The 16,593-nt window shown below is 60.1% G+C and carries 13 protein-coding genes; all 13 read right to left on the bottom strand.

Features of this window, described 5'->3' with window-relative positions:
* Positions 1-71: 71 nt before the first annotated feature.
* The 13 genes from F8N62_RS10320 to dksA all read right to left on the bottom strand — a co-directional run bounded on the left by F8N62_RS10320 (position 72) and on the right by dksA (position 16,537).
* Entirely contained in the window at positions 72-944 is an 873-nt protein-coding gene (locus tag F8N62_RS10320) for an oxygenase MpaB family protein (RefSeq protein ID WP_150710873.1), read from the bottom strand.
* 177 nt (positions 945-1,121) lie between these two features.
* A complete protein-coding gene (acs, locus tag F8N62_RS10310) occupies positions 1,122-3,059 on the bottom strand; it encodes an acetate--CoA ligase (RefSeq protein ID WP_150710871.1) in 1,938 nt (645 codons plus the stop codon).
* 226 nt (positions 3,060-3,285) lie between these two features.
* Entirely contained in the window at positions 3,286-4,950 is a 1,665-nt protein-coding gene (gene pgi, locus F8N62_RS10305; RefSeq protein WP_150710870.1) for a glucose-6-phosphate isomerase, read from the bottom strand.
* A 219-nt stretch (positions 4,951-5,169) separates the two neighbouring features.
* Positions 5,170-5,550 carry an aspartate 1-decarboxylase gene (gene panD, locus F8N62_RS10300; protein ID WP_003228271.1) on the bottom strand — a complete coding sequence of 127 codons (381 nt, stop codon included), beginning with the start codon at positions 5,548-5,550 and terminating at the stop codon, positions 5,170-5,172.
* A gap of 110 nt (positions 5,551-5,660) precedes the next feature.
* Positions 5,661-6,521, bottom strand: coding sequence for a pantoate--beta-alanine ligase (gene panC / locus F8N62_RS10295; RefSeq protein WP_150710869.1), 861 nt, complete (start codon positions 6,519-6,521; stop codon positions 5,661-5,663).
* Complete coding sequence (gene panB, locus F8N62_RS10290) at positions 6,518-7,318, bottom strand: 3-methyl-2-oxobutanoate hydroxymethyltransferase (protein WP_150710868.1); 801 nt, start codon at positions 7,316-7,318, stop codon at positions 6,518-6,520. Before panB ends, panC begins: the two co-directional genes overlap by 4 nt.
* Positions 7,319-7,683: 365 nt before the next feature.
* Positions 7,684-8,169, bottom strand: coding sequence for a 2-amino-4-hydroxy-6-hydroxymethyldihydropteridine diphosphokinase (gene folK / locus F8N62_RS10280; protein ID WP_150710867.1), 486 nt, complete (start codon positions 8,167-8,169; stop codon positions 7,684-7,686).
* Between the two features lie 2 nt (positions 8,170-8,171).
* Positions 8,172-9,575 carry a polynucleotide adenylyltransferase PcnB gene (locus tag F8N62_RS10275; RefSeq protein ID WP_150710866.1) on the bottom strand — a complete coding sequence of 468 codons (1,404 nt, stop codon included), beginning with the start codon at positions 9,573-9,575 and terminating at the stop codon, positions 8,172-8,174.
* A gap of 708 nt (positions 9,576-10,283) precedes the next feature.
* Positions 10,284-11,720 carry a sigma-54-dependent transcriptional regulator gene (locus F8N62_RS10270; RefSeq protein WP_150710865.1) on the bottom strand — a complete coding sequence of 479 codons (1,437 nt, stop codon included), beginning with the start codon at positions 11,718-11,720 and terminating at the stop codon, positions 10,284-10,286.
* A 22-nt stretch (positions 11,721-11,742) separates the two neighbouring features.
* Positions 11,743-14,697 (bottom strand): sensor histidine kinase, encoded by a 2,955-nt coding sequence (locus tag F8N62_RS10265; protein ID WP_191632369.1) that lies wholly within the window; start codon positions 14,695-14,697, stop codon positions 11,743-11,745.
* On the bottom strand, positions 14,681-14,857 hold the full coding sequence (locus tag F8N62_RS10260; RefSeq protein ID WP_003176118.1) for a hypothetical protein: 177 nt from the start codon (positions 14,855-14,857) through the stop codon (positions 14,681-14,683). The genes F8N62_RS10265 and F8N62_RS10260 overlap by 17 nt, the downstream gene beginning before the upstream one ends.
* 77 nt (positions 14,858-14,934) lie before the next feature.
* Entirely contained in the window at positions 14,935-15,822 is an 888-nt protein-coding gene (gluQRS, locus tag F8N62_RS10255) for a tRNA glutamyl-Q(34) synthetase GluQRS (RefSeq protein ID WP_150710864.1), read from the bottom strand.
* Positions 15,823-16,096: 274 nt separating this feature from the next.
* Complete coding sequence (gene dksA, locus F8N62_RS10250; protein WP_045059401.1) at positions 16,097-16,537, bottom strand: RNA polymerase-binding protein DksA; 441 nt, start codon at positions 16,535-16,537, stop codon at positions 16,097-16,099.
* Positions 16,538-16,593: the final 56 nt, after the last annotated feature.

Here is a 16,593-nt window from a genome sequence, read left to right as displayed (position 1 = left end):
AGATTGGGAGTGCTTCGCTCTCCAGCGGGAGCAAGCTCCCTCGCCACAGGTGAATTGGCGGCGCATCGGAATCAGGTCAACAACCCCATCCGCCGCTTGGCCCGATGCACCGAGCCATTGCGCACTGCCCAGCGCAGCATCGGCGCGCTGCGGTTGACGCTGGCGCGGATCAGCTTGCGTTGCAGCTCGCCTTGCTGGACGCCGAGCATGTCGCTGGCCCAATCCGGCAGCAAATCGATGCCGGCCTGCATCATCAAACTGCCAAAAGGCTTGGCCAGACGGCTGGGAGACGGTGCGTTCAACAACAATCGCAGCACTTCGCGACTGCGCGCGTCGCACAGCAGTTGCGGACGAATTCGCACAAGGTAATCGGCAATTTCCTGTCGGGAGCGAGGCACATCCCGAGCGCCCAGACGTTCGGCGACCAAGGCGATTTCGTCGTAGTAACGGTCCTGATCGGCCGGCGAAAGGTGCGGGTTTCGATAACGCAAATGGGCCGCCAGAAAGTTACTGACTTCGGCCACATGCACCCAGGTCAGCAGATCGGGATCACTGGCGGCATAAGGCCGGCCATCCGGCGCGGTGCCGGTGACTTGCAGATGGATGGTGCGCACTTTCTCGATCAGCCAGTCGGCATCTTGACTCGACCCGAACGTCGTGCCGGAAATGAACTGGCCCGTGCGGCGCAAGCGTCCGAGCATGTCCTCGCGAAAATTCGAATGGTCCCAGACCCCGGCCAGCGCCAACGGGTGCAGGGCTTGCAGCATCAGCGCACTGATACCGCCAATGAGCATGCTGCTGAAATCGCCGTGAACCTGCCAACTGACGGAATCGGGGCCAAACAGGCCGGGGTCGCCCTTGGGGTTTTCCAGGTCAAGCTTGCCGAGGGACAGACCGGTAAGGCTCATGACCTGGGTTTCGATGCGGCTGCGGATGAATTCCATGGCGACTCAATGGCGAAAAAATGCGCGGCAAACTCTGTATTGCTCCCCTGTGGGAGCGAGCTTGCTCGCGATGGACGTTAACGATAACGCGTATTTCCTGAATAAACGCGACGCGCTTGAGTTCATCGCGAGCAATCGAACGTCGACCGGCTGCTCCTACAGGGGCGTTGCGGCACGCTATTGGTTCAGTCGCTTATCGACCAGCTCCTGAACCACGCCCGGATCGGCCAGGGTCGAGGTGTCGCCCAGACTGTCCAGCTCATTACAGGCGATCTTGCGCAGAATGCGTCGCATGATCTTGCCCGAACGGGTTTTCGGCAAGGCCGGAGCCCACTGAATCAAATCCGGTTTGGCGAAGCTGCCGATTTCCTTGCTGACGTGGGCCAGCAGTTCTTTCTTCAGTTCGTCGTTGGGGTCGGTGCCGTTCATGGGCGTGACAAACGCATAGATGCCTTGCCCTTTGAGATCGTGAGGGTAACCGACCACGGCGGCCTCGGCGATGCTGTCGTGCAGCACCAGGGCACTTTCGACTTCGGCGGTGCCGATGCGGTGGCCAGAGACGTTGATCACGTCGTCGATGCGTCCGGTGATCCAATAGTCGCCGTCTTCATCGCGCCGCGCGCCGTCGCCGGTGAAGTAATAGCCGGGGTAGGGTTTGAAGTAGGTGTCGACCATCCGTTGCGGGTCGCCGTAGACGCTGCGGATTTGCGCCGGCCAGCTGGATTTGATCGCCAGCACGCCGCTGCCGGCGCCTTTGATTTCCTTGCCCGCCTCATCCAGCAGCACCGGTTGCACGCCGAACATCGGTTGCGTGGCGCAGCCGGGTTTGATCCGTTGCGCGCTGACCAGCGGGCTGAGCATGATGCCGCCGGTTTCGGTCTGCCACCAGGTGTCGACAATCGGGCAACGCTGCTCGCCCACCACATTGAAGTACCAATCCCACGCTTCCGGGTTGATCGGCTCACCGACGCTGCCGAGCAATCTGAGGCTGGCCCGGGACGTTTCCTTCAACGGTCCGGGACCTTCGCGCATCAGCGAGCGCAGGGCGGTGGGGGCGGTGTAGAAAATGTTCACCTGATGCTTGTCGATCACCTGCCAGAAGCGCGAACTGCTGGGGTAACTCGGCACGCCTTCGAAGATCAGCGTGGTCGCGCCGTTGGCCAGCGGGCCATAGACGATGTAACTGTGGCCGGTGACCCAGCCGACGTCGGCGGTGCACCAGAAGACTTCTTCGTCGCGGTAATCGAGCACGTACTTGAACGTCATCGCCGCTTGCAGCAAATAACCGCCGGTGGTGTGCAGCACGCCTTTGGGTTTACCGGTGCTGCCGGAGGTGTAAAGGATAAACAGCGGGTCTTCGGCGTCCATCGGCTCGGGCGGGCAATCGTCGCTGACGTCGCGCAGGGCCTGGTGATACCAGAGGTCACGGCCTTCGACCCAATTCACTTCGCCTTGCGTGCGCTCGACCACGATCACCGTACTGACGTTCGGGCAGCTTTGCAGCGCCTTGTCGACCTTGTCTTTGAGCGGCACGAATTTACCGCCGCGCACGCCTTCATCGGCGGTGATCACGGTGCGGCAGTCGGCATCGAGAATCCGGTCGCGCACCGAGTCCGGGGAGAAACCGCCAAACACCACCGAATGCACCGCGCCGATGCGCGTGCAGGCGAGCATGGCGTAAGCGGCTTCAGGGATCATCGGCATGTAGATGCACACACGGTCGCCTTTTTTCACGCCACGGCTCTTGAGCACGTTGGCCAGGCGGCAGACATTGTGATGGAGTTTTTTATAAGTGATCTGCGCGGATTCTGCGGGGTCGTCGCCTTCCCAGATGATTGCGATCTGATCGCCGCGTTTTTCCAGGTGACGGTCGATGCAGTTGTAACTGACGTTCAACTTGCCGCCAGCGAACCAGCTGGCTTCACCGGTTTTCAGGTCATATCGCTGGACTGTGTTCCACGGTGAGCTCCAATCGAGGAAGCGCGTGGCTTGTTCCGCCCAGAAAGTGCTGGGGTGTTCGATGGATTCCCGGTACAGGCGCTTGTAGTCGTCTTGACTGAGTTGGGCAGCCCGGCGGACGGCATCGGCTTTGGGGTACGTGCTGATATCGAACATGACGGTTCCTTATTCTTGTTTTGCGACAAGAGGGGAGCTGCGCGACCCTCGTAGGAGCTGCCGGAGGCTGCGATCTTTTGATTTTGTTTTTTGGAAAATCAAAAGATCGCAGCCTTCGGCAGCTCCTACAGTGATAGCGCACGCCACCGATTTTGCAGTAAACCCGGTGCCGTGGAACTGTCGATGCTGCATGTTAAAGGGGCGAGTAAACCGCCCCTTCAGCCTATCACCCGCGGTGACGACCGCGGAAGTAGTTGATCAGCCCTTGAGTAGAGGCATCATCAGCCGGGGTTTCTTCGCTGCCGACCAGGCGGTTGTAAACGCCTTTGCCCAGTTCCTTGCCCAGTTCCACGCCCCACTGATCGAAGGCGTTGATGCCCCAGACCACGCTTTGCACGAAGACTTTGTGTTCGTACATCGCCACCAGCGCGCCGAGACGACGCGGGCTGATGCGTTCGACCACCAGGGTGTTGCTCGGACGGTTGCCCGGGATCACCTTGTGCGGCGCGAGTTTCTGCACGTCGGCTTCGGCCATGCCCTTGTCACGCAGCTCGGTTTCGGCCTCGGCGCGGGTCTTGCCGAGCATCAGTGCCTGGCTTTGCGACAGGCAGTTGGCGTACAGCCACTGATGGTGGTCCGACACCGGGTTGAAACTGACAATCGGCACAATGAAGTCGGCCGGGATCAGTTGGGTGCCCTGGTGCAGCAACTGGTGATACGCGTGCTGACCGTTGCAACCCACGCCACCCCAAATCACCGGGCCGGTATCGGTCGAGACTGGCGTGCCGTCCTGGCGCACGCTTTTGCCGTTGGATTCCATGTCCAGTTGCTGCAAGTGCTTGGTGATGTTGCGCAGGTAGTGGTCGTACGGCAGGATCGCGTGGCTTTGCGCGCCCCAGAAATTACCGTACCAGACACCGAGCAAGGCCAGCAGCACCGGCATGTTCTGCTCGAACGGCGCGCTCTGGAAATGCTGGTCCATGGTGTAGGCACCGGACAGCAGCTCCTTGAAGTTGGACATGCCGATGGCCAGGGCAATCGGCAGACCGATGGCGGACCACAGCGAATAACGACCGCCGACCCAGTCCCACATCGGGAAGATGTTTTCTTCGCGGATACCGAACGCCACCGCCGCCGCGTTGTTGCTGGAAACGGCGATGAAATGCCGGTACAGCTCGGCTTCCGAACCACCCTGAGCCAGGTACCAGGCGCGAGCGGCCTGGGCGTTTTTCAGGGTTTCGAGGGTGTTGAAGGATTTCGACGAGACGATAAACAGCGTGGTCTCGGCGCGCAATTTCATGGTCAGCTCGTGGAACTCACTGCCGTCGATGTTCGCCAGGTAATGGCAGCGCACGCCTTTCTGGGCGTAGGACAGCAGCGCTTCGGAGACCAGCTCGGGGCCGAGAAACGAGCCGCCGATGCCGATGTTCACCACGTCAGTGATCGGCTTCTCGGTGTAACCGCGCCACAGTCCGTCGTGGATCCGGCCCACGAGGTCGGTGATCTGGTTCAACACCTTGTGTACTTCGGGCATCACGTTGACGCCATTGACCGACAGCTTTTCGCCCACCGGGCGGCGCAGCGCGGTGTGCAGGGCCGGACGGCCTTCGGAAGAGTTGACGATCTCGCCATCGAACAGCGCTTTGATCGCGCCCTTGAGGTCGACTTCGTTCGCCAGGCCCACCAGCAGATCGCGGGTCTCGGCGTTGATCAGGTTCTTTGAGTAGTCGAGAAACAGGCCGCAGCTGCTGAGGGTGAATTGTGTAAAACGCTGCGGATCGGCATTGAAGGCTTCGCGCATGCTGAAATCCTGCATGGCTTGGCGGTGGTCATTCAGCGCTTGCCAGGCGGGCAGAGCGGTCACGTCGTGAGGAGTGCGGTAATACGCCATCGCTGCGGGTTTCCTTTTTACTTGAACGGCCTTTGAACACTAAAAATCCCGGAGCGCTGCGGGTGGGCGTCCGGTCAACTGCGTCGACACGATTTCATGGCACAGGGCGAATACAGTAAACCTCGCGCTGCGATCTGTCTTGACTTTGTCTGACCCGTTCCCGGTACTTTTTTGTACATAAAGCAGGGAACGGTCCGACAAACGGGAGAGACGATTCGATCAGGCGACCTGAACCGGGATGGCATTGCTGGTGTGACTCAGCTCGTTACCGGGTGCCATGTAGAGCATACGCGGCTTGAAGTTGAGCAGTTCGGCTTCGCTGTAGTGAGCGTAGGCGCAGATGATCACCCGGTCACCGACCTTGGCCTTGTGCGCCGCAGCGCCGTTGACCGAGATCATGCGCGAACCTTCTTCGCCACGAATCGCATAGGTGGTGAAGCGTTCGCCGTTGTCGACGTTGTAGATCTGGATCTGTTCGTACTCGCGGATGCCGGACAGGTCCAGCCATTCACCGTCGATGGCGCAGGAACCTTCGTAATCGAGAACAGCGTGGGTGACTTCGGCGCGATGCAGCTTGGCCTTGAGCATGATGGCGTGCATGAGTGTTTCCCAGGTCGGAATCGAACGGTGCGTAGGAGCTGCCGCAGGCTGCGATCTTTTGATCTCGCCGTTATGTTGATTATGTGTTTGTTTTTTTCGCGTCGTGCCGTTCAGGCATTCCCGTCGAGGTCCAGATGCAGGTTGTCGATCAACCGCGTGGTGCCGAGAAACGCCGCCACCAGGATCACCAGATCCCGATCATCCGCCGTCGCCGGGCGCAACGTCAGCGCATGCCGGATTTCCAGATAATCCGCACGCAAACCAGCCGCTTCCAGGTCTCTGGTGTGCAAGTCGATCAGCGCCGGGTAATCGCGATCACCCTGTTTGATCGCGTCGGCAATCGAGGCCAACGTGCGATACACCACCGGCGCAACCGCCCGCTGTTCTTCACTGAGGAAGCCGTTACGTGACGACAGCGCCAAACCGTCCGCCGCACGCACCGTTGGCTCACCAATGATCTGGACCGGCATGTTCAGGTCATGCACCAGCGCGCGAATCACCGCCAGTTGCTGAAAGTCTTTCTGACCGAAGATCGCCAGGTCCGGCTGAACCATATTGAACAGCTTGCTGACCACCGTCGCCACACCTTCGAAATGCCCCGGACGGCTGGCGCCGCACAGACCTTCGGACAGTTGTGGCACGCTGACGCGGGTCTGGCCGGTCATGCCGTCGGGGTACATCTCTTCAACGGCGGGGGCGAACAGCAGGTGGCAGCCGGCCTCGAGCAGTTTCTCCTGGTCGGCCGCGAGGGTGCGCGGGTACTTGTCGAGGTCTTCGCCGGCGCCGAACTGCAGCGGATTGACGAAAATGCTCGCGACCACGAAATCCGCCCGTTGCGAGGCTTTGGTCACCAGTGCGACATGGCCGCTGTGCAGGTTGCCCATGGTCGGCACAAAAGCGATGCGCTTGCCTTCGCTGCGGGCGCGGGCCACGGCGGCCCGCAGTTCGCGTACGGTTTTTACGGTGTTCATGCAGAGAATCCGTGTTCGATACCTGGGAAAGTGGCGGCTTTGACTTCAGAGACGTAAGCGCCAAGTGCCGCTTGAATAGTTTGCTGCCCGGCCATGAAATTCTTGACGAATTTCGGCACGCGGCCAGTGATCGACAGGCCGAGCATGTCGTGCAGCACCAATACCTGGCCGTCGGTGCCACTGCCGGCGCCGATGCCGATTACGGGGATCTTCACCGCCTGGGTGATTTCTTCGGCCAGCTCGCTCGGTACACATTCGAGCAGCAGCATCGCCGCGCCGGCCTGTTCGAGGGAGATCGCGTCGGCGCGCATTTGCCGCGCCTGGTTTTCACTGCGGCCCTGAACCTTGTAACCGCCGAGGATGTTCACCGATTGCGGGGTCAGGCCCATGTGCGCACACACCGGGATACCGCGTTCGGCGAGCAGACGGATCGAGTCCGCCAGCCACAGCGCGCCTTCGACCTTGACCATGTGCGCGCCGGCCTGCATCAACAAAGCGCTGTTGGTCATGGTTTGTTCTAGCGTGGCGTAAGCCATGAAAGGCAGGTCGGCGAGGATCAACGCGTCGGTGTTACCGCGCTTCACGCACGCGACGTGATAAGCCATCTCGGCGGTGGTCACCGGCAGGGTGCTGTCGTGACCTTGCAAGACCATGCCGAGGGAGTCGCCCACCAGCAACACTTCGACGCCAGCCTCATTGCAGGCGTGGGCGAAGGTCGCGTCATAGCAGGTCAGCATGGTGATTTTCTCACCTTTTTGCTTGAGACCTTGCAGCGTGGTCAGGGTGATGGCTGGCATGAAAAGTTCCTCATTCAGGCGCTGTGGAAACTACTGCGAGTAACGCGCGTGATTCTTCGATAAATACAGGCGCACGGTCTGTTGTCGTGCTTTTAAGGCCTGGATTGCGCCCTTTAACGCCGTGATGGCGGCAGCGGGACGCCTATAGTCGTGAGGAGAACTCGGGAAGTCAATTGCGTGTGTTACCGCGTTGTTACGTCGGCGGTGTTACCGGGGTTACTGATGCGATTCAGCAGCCGCAAATCTTGCGCGCAACAAAAAAACCTGTGGGAGCGGGCTTGCCCGCGATGACGGCTGCTCAGTCAACATCAATGTTGAATGTTGAACCGCCATCGCGGGCAAGCCCGCTCCCACAGGGTTTTTTGTCAGTTTTGCGGGAGGCGTTCCAGGCCGACGAACGGGCAGGCCGCGAGCAATTCCTTCAGGTTGCGCCCATCTGCCAGACGCAAATTCGCAGGCGCCAGCTCCGCCAGCGGATACAGAACGAATGCGCGTTCCTGCATATGGTAGTGAGGCACCTTGAGGCGAGGTTCGTCGATAAGCCGATCGCCAAACAGCACGATGTCGAGGTCCAGCGTACGTGGCCCCCAGCGCTCAAGACGTTCGCGGCCCTGGCCGTTTTCGATGGCTTGCAGCGCATCCAGCAGTGTCAGCGGTGGGAGCGTGCTGTCGAGGGCGGCGACCGCGTTGGTGTAACGCGGCTGGCCGGGCAGCAGCGAATCACTCTGGTAAAACGCGGAAACCCCGACCAGTTCGGTCAGCGGCAACTGCGCCAGCGCCTCGACGGCGCTGCGCAATTGTTCGGCAGGGTCAGCCAGATTGCTGCCCATGCCGATGTAGATGCGTTCCATGCTTACTCGTCCGTCGTGCTCGAAGCCCCGGCAGCGCGTTTGCGCTTGGCACCGCCACTGCGGCGACGTTTGCGTGGAGCACCGGCGGCGCCGTCGTCCTTGCCGCTGAGGTCGCGGATCATGTCACGGCGTTCGCTGTCGTTGGCGTCTTGATAGTCCGTCCACCATTCGCCCAGGCCATCGGTCTGCTCGCCGGCGCTTTCGCGCAGCAGCAGGAAATCGTAACCGGCGCGGAAACGCGGATTGTCCAGCAACAGATCGGCGCGTTTGCCGCTGCGGCGGGGCAGGCGTTCCTGCATGTCCCAGATCTCGCGGATCGGCATGGTGAAGCGTTTTGGAATCGCGATCCGCTGGCACTGTTCGGCAATCAGTTCGTGTGCCGCTTCCTGCATGGCCGGAATGGGCGGCATGCCACGGTCCTGCAAGCGCAGCACGCGAGCCGGCAGGGCAGGCCAGAGCAGGGCTGCAAACAGGAACGCCGGGGTCACCGGCTTGTTTTGCTTGATGCGCAGGTCGGTGTTGATCAACGCTTCGCTGATCAGGGTGTGGGTGTAGGTCGGGTTGTATTCGAGCGCCTCGGCACTGGCCGGGAACAGCGGATCGAACAGTTGCAGGTCGACCAGCATTTCGAACGTGTCTGCGGCATGGCCGGAGAGGAACAGCTTGAGCACTTCTTCGAACAGACGGGCCGACGGGATCTCGCGCAGCATCGGGGCCAGGTCGCGAATCGGCTGAGCGCTGTGTTTTTCGATGCCGAAATTCAGCTTGGCGGCGAAACGCACGGCACGCAGCATCCGCACCGGATCTTCCTGGTAGCGTTGCTTCGGATCGCCGATCAGGCGAATCAGGTGATTGCGGATGTCGTGTACGCCGTTGGCGTAATCGAGAATGCGCTCGCTAACCGGATCGTAATACAGCGCGTTGATGGTGAAGTCGCGGCGTTGTGCGTCTTCTTCCAGGGTGCCGTAAACGTTGTCGCGCAGAATGCGTCCGCTCTCGTTGCGGGAAGACTGGTTGCTGTCTTCCTCTTCATCGTTCTGCGGGTGATTGGCGCGGAACGTCGCGACTTCGATGATCTCGCGACCGAAGTGAATGTGCACCAGCTTGAAGCGACGACCGATGATCCGCGCATTGCGGAATTCGGCACGTACCTGTTCAGGTGTGGCGCTGGTTGCGACGTCGAAATCTTTAGGCGTGATGCCGAGCATCATGTCACGCACGCACCCGCCGACCAGATAAGCCTGGTAACCGGCGTTCTGCAGGCGTTCGACGATATTCACCGCGTAACGGCTGAATTGCGCCTTTTGCAGCGAATGCTGGCCGCTGTTAAGCACTTCAGGCGTGCTGCGGATGTGTTGCGTATGACGCTTGGGAGAACGGAATGACTGGAACAACTTCTTCAGCATGGGATGCACTGTTTGAAGGAATGTTCGGCCATAACGAAGAATGACCGCATGATGGGCGGGGATTCTAGCATTTAGTCAGGGGATGGTGTAGGAAGCTGCGCAAGCGCTTGAAGGGCATGTCTGGCATGGGCGTAAACGCCAGAAACTACAAGGGGAGCCGAAGCTCCCCAAGAAAGTAGTTGCATGTTCTATTTTTGTTATTGGTTTCGGGCTTTTTGTTTTTGTTGAGTGCCCGCGTCATGAAGTTTCCTTCGTGACCCTCCCAATCGGGAGCCAAGAGCAAACGGATTGCTTTGGTCGCTGTGTTGCAGTGATCTTGCGATCCAACCAGTTCAGGCTCTGTCTCAGGACAGTTTTTGTTGTTCTCGGCCTGGTCGTGGGGCAAGCCCCAAATACAACGCCTCTCCAAAAGAATCAGTTAGCTGCGCCTCTCGCCGTCTTGTTTTTATTGTGCGTGAGTCGATTCGTCTTATTTTTATTGTCTTGTGCAATGCTTGTTATTGTTCTTGTACCAAACATATAGCAGGGGGCGTGCCAACTTTGGCGAGGCCCAGCGAAACAAGGGGTTACGTCGCTTGAGAGGGTTTGTCGAGGCCAAAAAAAACCGGGGCTTCGTTACCGTAAGCCCCGGCTTCTGTTACGTGAAAAAGCTCAGGTAACAGTTTTTTCACACAATCACGTGTTACCCGCACACCGTACAGGTGACGTTCAGCTCTCGCTGGCCACCCCGGTCTTGCGCCGCGGGATGCCCAGGCGCTGACGCCGTTCCCACAGGCACTTGCGACTGACCCCGAGTTTGCGTGCCAGCTCGGTTTCAGTCATGTGGTCCTGGTGCTCGAGCACGAAGTGCTGGAAGTAGTCTTCCAGGGACAGGTCCTCGGTCGGTTCGTGGCTGTTGTTACCGCCATTGCTGCCCTGTTGTGGAGGCAGACCGATGAAATCGTCGTCTTCCAGGTCGCTCAGCTCGATGTCGATACCCAGCAGCTCGGCGGAAATCTCCGGGCTTTCGCACAGGATGACCGCGCGCTCGACCGCGTTTTCCAGTTCACGAACGTTACCCGGCCAGGAGTAATGACGAATCGCCTGCTCGGCGTCCGGCGCGAACTTCAGATCGGTGCGGTTGACCCGCGCGCTCTGCCGCGCCAGGAACGCATTGGCAATTTCGTTGACGTCGGCGCCGCGCTCACGCAGGGCCGGCAGTTTCAGGGCGATCACGTGGAGGCGGTAATACAAGTCTTCACGGAACTGGCCGATCTTGGCCAGGCTCTTGAGGTCGCGGTGAGTCGCGGCGATCAGACGAACATCGACCTTCTGCGACTGCACCGAACCCACCCGGCGAATTTCGCCTTCCTGCAATACGCGCAGCAGACGGGCCTGGGCTTCCAGCGGCAGTTCGCCGATTTCGTCGAGGAACAGCGTCCCGCCGTCTGCCGCTTCAACCAGACCGGCACGCCCGGCGCTGGCACCGGTGAACGCGCCTTTTTCGTGGCCGAACAGTTCGGACTCGATCAGGCTTTCCGGAATCGCCGCGCAGTTCACCGAAATCATCGGTGCCTTGGCGCGTTTCGACAGGTTGTGCAGGGCACGCGCCACCAATTCTTTACCGGTGCCGGACTCGCCCTGGATCAGGACATTGGAGTCGGTCGGTGCGACCTTGCGAATCTTGCTGTAGAGATCCTGCATCGGTGGGCACGAGCCGATGATGCCGATCTCGCCGTTGCTGTTGTCGATACCCGCTTTCGCCGCGCCATTGGCAGCTTTGCCGCCGGCAGCTTCACCGCTGGCCGGGGCCGATTGCCGATCACGCAGGATGCGCGCGACGGCCTGAAGCATTTCGTCATGGTCGAAAGGCTTGGCGATGTAATCGACCGCGCCCATCTTCATTGAGTCGACCGCCGAACGCAGGCTGGCGTAACTGGTCATGATCAGCACCGGCGTGCCTTGGCCGAGTTTGATCAACTCGGTACCCGGAGCGCCGGGCAGGCGCAGGTCGCTGACGATCAGGTCGAACGTGGGAATGGTGAAGCGTTCTTGTGCTTCCTGCACTGAACCGGCTTCGCTGACCTGGTACTGGTTGCGTTCCAGCAGGCGGCGCAAGGCGGAGCGGATAATTGTTTCGTCTTCGACGATCAAAATGTGCGGCATTGATTCGATACTCTCGACGGTCTCAGTTCACAGCGGACGTCGCTTCGACATGACGCGGCAAGGTCACCCGGATACGGGTGCCGCGTTGGCTTTGAACATCAGCCGGGCTGTCGATGGTGATTTGTCCATAATGCTCTTCAACGATGGAATAGACCAGTGCAAGGCCCAGACCGGTGCCTTCGCCAGGATCTTTGGTGGTGAAGAAAGGTTCGAACAATCGATCCATGATGTTCTTCGGAATGCCGCTGCCTTCGTCCTCCACGATCAGGTCGACCGTGTGTTCGCCGGCTTCGCTTTTGACCCGCACCGCACTGCCCGCAGGCGAGGCGTCACGGGCGTTTGAGAGCAGGTTGATCAGAACCTGGGCGAGTCGTTGCGGATCGCCTTCGACCCAATGGTCGGGGTCGCACAGGTTGTAGAACTGCACTTCGAAATTGCGTCGGTTCAGTGCCAGCAAACCGATGGCATCTTGAGCCACCTCTGCCAGACAGACGGGCTCGTCGCTGTGCTGATGACTGCCCGCGTGGGCGAAACTCATCAACGACTGAACAATGCGCGACACGCGTTTGGTCTGTTCCAGAATCTGCCCGCTGATTTCTTTCAGCTCGCCATCGTCTTCACGTTCTTCGCGCAGGTTTTGCGCCAGGCAGGCGATGCCGGTGATCGGGTTGCCAATTTCGTGGGCCACGCCGGCAGCCAGCCGACCAATGCTGGCCAGACGCTCGGAGTGCACCAGCTTGTCTTCGAGCATCTGCGTTTCGGTGAGGTCTTCCACCAGCAAAACCAAACCACTGTTGCCCGGCGCCAGCGGTTCGTCGATCGCCGCTTTGTGCAGGTTCAGCCAGCGGGTCTGGCCGTCCAGGGCCAGGTGTTGCTTGTGCAAGTGTTCGTCGGGCAGATTGATAAAGCCTTGCAACAATTCTTTCCACGGATCGGCGATGGTGCTCAGGCGCGAACCGACCACGCGCTGGGCGGCAATGCCGGTCAGCTCCTCCATGGCCTTGTTCCACATGAGGATTTCCTGATCCTTGGCCAGCGAGCAGACGCCCATCGGCAATTCCTGCAAGGTCTGGCGGTGGTAGCGGCGCAGGGCGTCGAGTTCAGCGGCCAGGCCGGTCAGTCGCGAGTGGTAGTCCTCGAGGCGGCTTTCGATGAAGTGGATGTCCTCGGTGACGTAGTTCTCGCCGCCGGCTTTGTAAGGCAGGAAAGTTTCGACCATGTCCTGCGCCACACTCGGCCCCATCAGACCGGAGAGGTTGGCTTCGATTCGGTCACGCAAACGGCGCAACGCGTAAGGCCGGCGCTCGTCGAACGGCAAGTACAGATCGCGCAGCGCTTGCTCGACTTCTTTCTGCGCAGCCTTGGCGCCCAAAGGTTTGGCCAGCTGCGTGGCGAACTCTTGCGGCGAGGCTGCGTGCAATTCGCGGCGTTGCGGGCGACGCACATTGTCCACGGCGCAGGCTTCGGCGGCGCTGGCCTCTTCGGGACTGGCGTTGGTGAACAGGGAAATCAAAGTAAACATCAGTACGTTGGCTGCCAGTGACGCAATGGCGGCCATGTGCCAACTGGTGTCGTCCAGGACGTAAATCATGTTCAGCAGCGGAATGTAGAAACCTTGCAGATTGCCCACCAGCGGCAACAGCATGGTCACCAGCCACACCAGAATTCCCGCGAGCAAACCGGCGATGAAGCCGCGACGGTTGGCGGTCGGCCAATACAGCACGGACAGCACACCCGGCAGGAACTGCAATGTCGCCACAAACGCGACGATGCCAAGGTTTGCCAGATCCTGCTCGGCGCCCAGCATCAGATAGAAACCGTAACCCGCCATGATGATCGCAACGATCAGCGCCCTACGCGTCCACTTCAGCCAGCGATAGATGTTGCCTTCGGCCGGCGGTTGATAGAGCGGCAGCACCAGGTGGTTCAGCGCCATTCCGGACAGCGCCAGGGTGGTGACGATGATCAGCCCGCTGGCGGCCGACAATCCACCTATGTACGCCAACAGCGCCAGCGCTTTGCTGTTGGCGGCGATGCCGATGCCCAGGGTGAAATATTCAGGATTGGTCGTGGCACCGAGTTTCAGCCCCGCCCAGAGAATCAACGGCACCGCCAGACTCATCAACAGCAGAAACAACGGCAGACCCCAGCTCGCACTGACCAGCGAGCGCGGGTTGAGGTTTTCGGTAAACGTCATGTGGTACATGTGCGGCATCACAATCGCCGACGCGAAGAACACCAGCAGCAAAGTGCGCCACGGGCCTTCCTGCAACGGCGTGTGCAAAGCGGCGAGGGCGGTCTGGTTTTGCAGCAGCCACAGTTCCAGCTGTTGCGGGCCGTCGAACACGCCGTACAACGCATACAGTCCAACGCCGCCAATGGCGATCAGCTTGATCACCGACTCAAAGGCGATGGCGAATACCAGCCCTTCGTGTTTCTCGCGGGTGGCGATGTGGCGCGAGCCGAAGAAAATCGTAAACAGCGTAATCAGCGCGCAGAAGCTCAGGGCCACGCGGTGTTGCACCGGTTCGCGGGTGAGGATGCCGATGGAGTCGGCGACTGCCTGAATCTGCAACGCCAGCAACGGCAACACGCCGATCAGCATGAAGATCGTGGTCAGTGCCCCGGCCCACGTACTGCGAAAGCGGAACGCGAACAAGTCCGCCAGCGACGACAGTTGATAGGTGCGGGTGATTTTCAGGATCGGGTACAGCAACACCGGCGCCAGCAGAAATGCCCCGGAAACCCCAAGGTAACTGGAGAGAAAACCGTAACCGTACTGATAGGCCAGGCCCACCGTGCCATAAAACGCCCACGCACTGGCGTAGACGCCCAGAGACAAGGTGTATGTCAGCGGGTGGCGAATGATCGCCCGGGGGATCATGCCCCGTTCGCTGATCCAGGCGACGCCGAACAGCACCGCCAGGTAGGCGGCGCTGATCAGGATCATCTGGGTCAGGCTAAAGCTCATCGGCATCTTTTTGGCTCTGCAGGATGAAGGTCACGACAATCAGAATCAGCCAGAGCAGATACGGGCGATACCAGGCGCCAGTGGCGTCGATCCACCAATCCATGATGGCCGGGGAGAACAGGTAAATCCCCACTACCAAAAGCAGGACCAAGCGATAGATGTACATCCCGGCCTCTCTTTTTTATGCGCGTGCCCGAAAACGTGCGGCGATGGTAACGGATGGGCGCGCCACTGCAAGTGTGATCACTGTAGTTGCGCTTCGGGCAGGGTGAGTGTGCGCGGGATCTGCAATGCGTCCCAGTGGGCGATGCCCCAGTTCAGCACTTCTCGCGGTGTGGCGTACGCCAGTTCCGTGCCGGGGTTTTGCCCCAGTGCGCGCAATGCCCGCAGCAACAACGGCGTGGCTTGATCTTCGGTCAGCGGCGGCGAGCGGTAGGACTTGCCGAGTTTGTGCCCATCGGGCTGGGTGATCAGCGGGATGTGCAGATAGCGCGGTTGCGCGAAGCCCAGCAGTTCTTGCAGATACAGCTGACGTGGCGTCGAGTCGAGCAGGTCGGCGCCCCGGACGATGTCGGTGATGCCTTGCCAGGCATCATCGAGTACCACCGCCAGTTGATAGGCGTAGAGCCCGTCGCGGCGGCGAATCACGAAGTCGCCGACGTCGCGGCCCAGGTGCTGGCGAAATTCGCCTTGCACCCGGTCGATGAAATGGTATTCCAGCTCGGGTACGCGCAGGCGAATGGCTGCGTCTTCGGCGCCATGGCCGGCGTTGCGGCACAGGCCTGGATAAATGCCGTGATACGGCGCCAATTGTTTGCGCGAGCAGGTACAGGCGTAAGCGAGGCCGTGATTGAACAGGCGATTGAGCACGTCGGCGTAGGCGTCGTGTCGGTCGCTCTGGCGGACCATTTCCCCGTCCCACTCGAACCCGTAGCTCTCCAAAGCCTTGAGAATCGCGGACTGCGCCCCGGGTTCTTCCCGTGGCGGGTCGAGATCTTCCATGCGCATCAGCCAGCGCCCGCCGACCGCACGGGCGTCGAGGTACGAAGCCAGCGCAGCGACCAGCGAGCCGAAGTGCAGATGGCCGCTGGGCGTGGGAGCGAAGCGTCCGATGTAGGAGGAAGCGGTCATGAGATTACGTTACTTATTCCAGGCTTACGCCAGACCCTGTGGGAGCGAGCCTTGTGGTGAGGGGATTTATCCCCGTTGGGTCGCGTAGCGGCCCCAAACTCTGTAATTGCAATGCATCCGATTGAACGCATCCACCGGAATGGCGACTGCTGCGCAGCCGAACGGGGATAAATCCCCTCACCACAAGGCTCGCTCCCACAGGTTTGCGGCGGTGGCATATAACGGAAACAAAAACGGAGCGTTCGCACGCTCCGTTCTTCGTTCAAATCGCCAATTACTTGCCGACTTGCTTTTCCTTGATTTCCGCCAGGGTCTTGCAGTCAACACACATGTCGGCGGTAGGGCGGGCTTCCAGTCGCTTGACGCCAATTTCGACGCCGCAGGACTCGCACCAGCCATATTCTTCGTCTTCGATCAATTGCAGCGTCTTGTCGATCTTCTTGATCAACTTGCGCTCACGGTCACGGGCGCGCAATTCAAGGCTGAATTCTTCTTCCTGGCTGGCACGGTCTGCCGGGTCAGGGAAGTTGGCCGCTTCGTCCTTCATGTGATCAACCGTGCGGTCGACTTCCTGCATCAAGTCCTGTTTCCACTTGTTCAGGATCTTGGTGAAGTGAGCGCGCATGGGTTTGCCCATGTACTCCTCGCCCTTTACTGCCTGGTAGGGTTCGAAGCCGCTGATCGACTGGTTTTGCTGCTTTGCTTGGGTGGGCATGAAATGGACCGCCTCTACTCTTGTAATCCATCTGCGCAGGATTGCTCCATCACCGA

Source organism: Pseudomonas fluorescens, assembly GCF_902497785.1.
GTDB lineage: Bacteria > Pseudomonadota > Gammaproteobacteria > Pseudomonadales > Pseudomonadaceae > Aquipseudomonas > Aquipseudomonas fluorescens_BO.
Note: the sequence above shows the minus strand (reverse complement) of the source record. Positions and strands in the feature narration are given on the sequence as shown.

Coding starts and splice junctions, on each gene's coding strand:
- F8N62_RS10320 (WP_150710873.1), bottom strand. CDS start 944: ATGGAATTCATCCGCAGCCGCATCGAAACCCAGGTCATGAGCCTTACC.
- acs (WP_150710871.1), bottom strand. CDS start 3,059: ATGTTCGATATCAGCACGTACCCCAAAGCCGATGCCGTCCGCCGGGCT.
- pgi (WP_150710870.1), bottom strand. CDS start 4,950: ATGGCGTATTACCGCACTCCTCACGACGTGACCGCTCTGCCCGCCTGG.
- panD (WP_003228271.1), bottom strand. CDS start 5,550: ATGCACGCCATCATGCTCAAGGCCAAGCTGCATCGCGCCGAAGTCACC.
- panC (WP_150710869.1), bottom strand. CDS start 6,521: ATGAACACCGTAAAAACCGTACGCGAACTGCGGGCCGCCGTGGCCCGC.
- panB (WP_150710868.1), bottom strand. CDS start 7,318: ATGCCAGCCATCACCCTGACCACGCTGCAAGGTCTCAAGCAAAAAGGT.
- folK (WP_150710867.1), bottom strand. CDS start 8,169: ATGGAACGCATCTACATCGGCATGGGCAGCAATCTGGCTGACCCTGCC.
- F8N62_RS10275 (WP_150710866.1), bottom strand. CDS start 9,575: ATGCTGAAGAAGTTGTTCCAGTCATTCCGTTCTCCCAAGCGTCATACG.
- F8N62_RS10270 (WP_150710865.1), bottom strand. CDS start 11,720: ATGCCGCACATTTTGATCGTCGAAGACGAAACAATTATCCGCTCCGCC.
- F8N62_RS10265 (WP_191632369.1), bottom strand. CDS start 14,697: ATGCCGATGAGCTTTAGCCTGACCCAGATGATCCTGATCAGCGCCGCC.
- F8N62_RS10260 (WP_003176118.1), bottom strand. CDS start 14,857: ATGTACATCTATCGCTTGGTCCTGCTTTTGGTAGTGGGGATTTACCTG.
- gluQRS (WP_150710864.1), bottom strand. CDS start 15,822: ATGACCGCTTCCTCCTACATCGGACGCTTCGCTCCCACGCCCAGCGGC.
- dksA (WP_045059401.1), bottom strand. CDS start 16,537: ATGCCCACCCAAGCAAAGCAGCAAAACCAGTCGATCAGCGGCTTCGAA.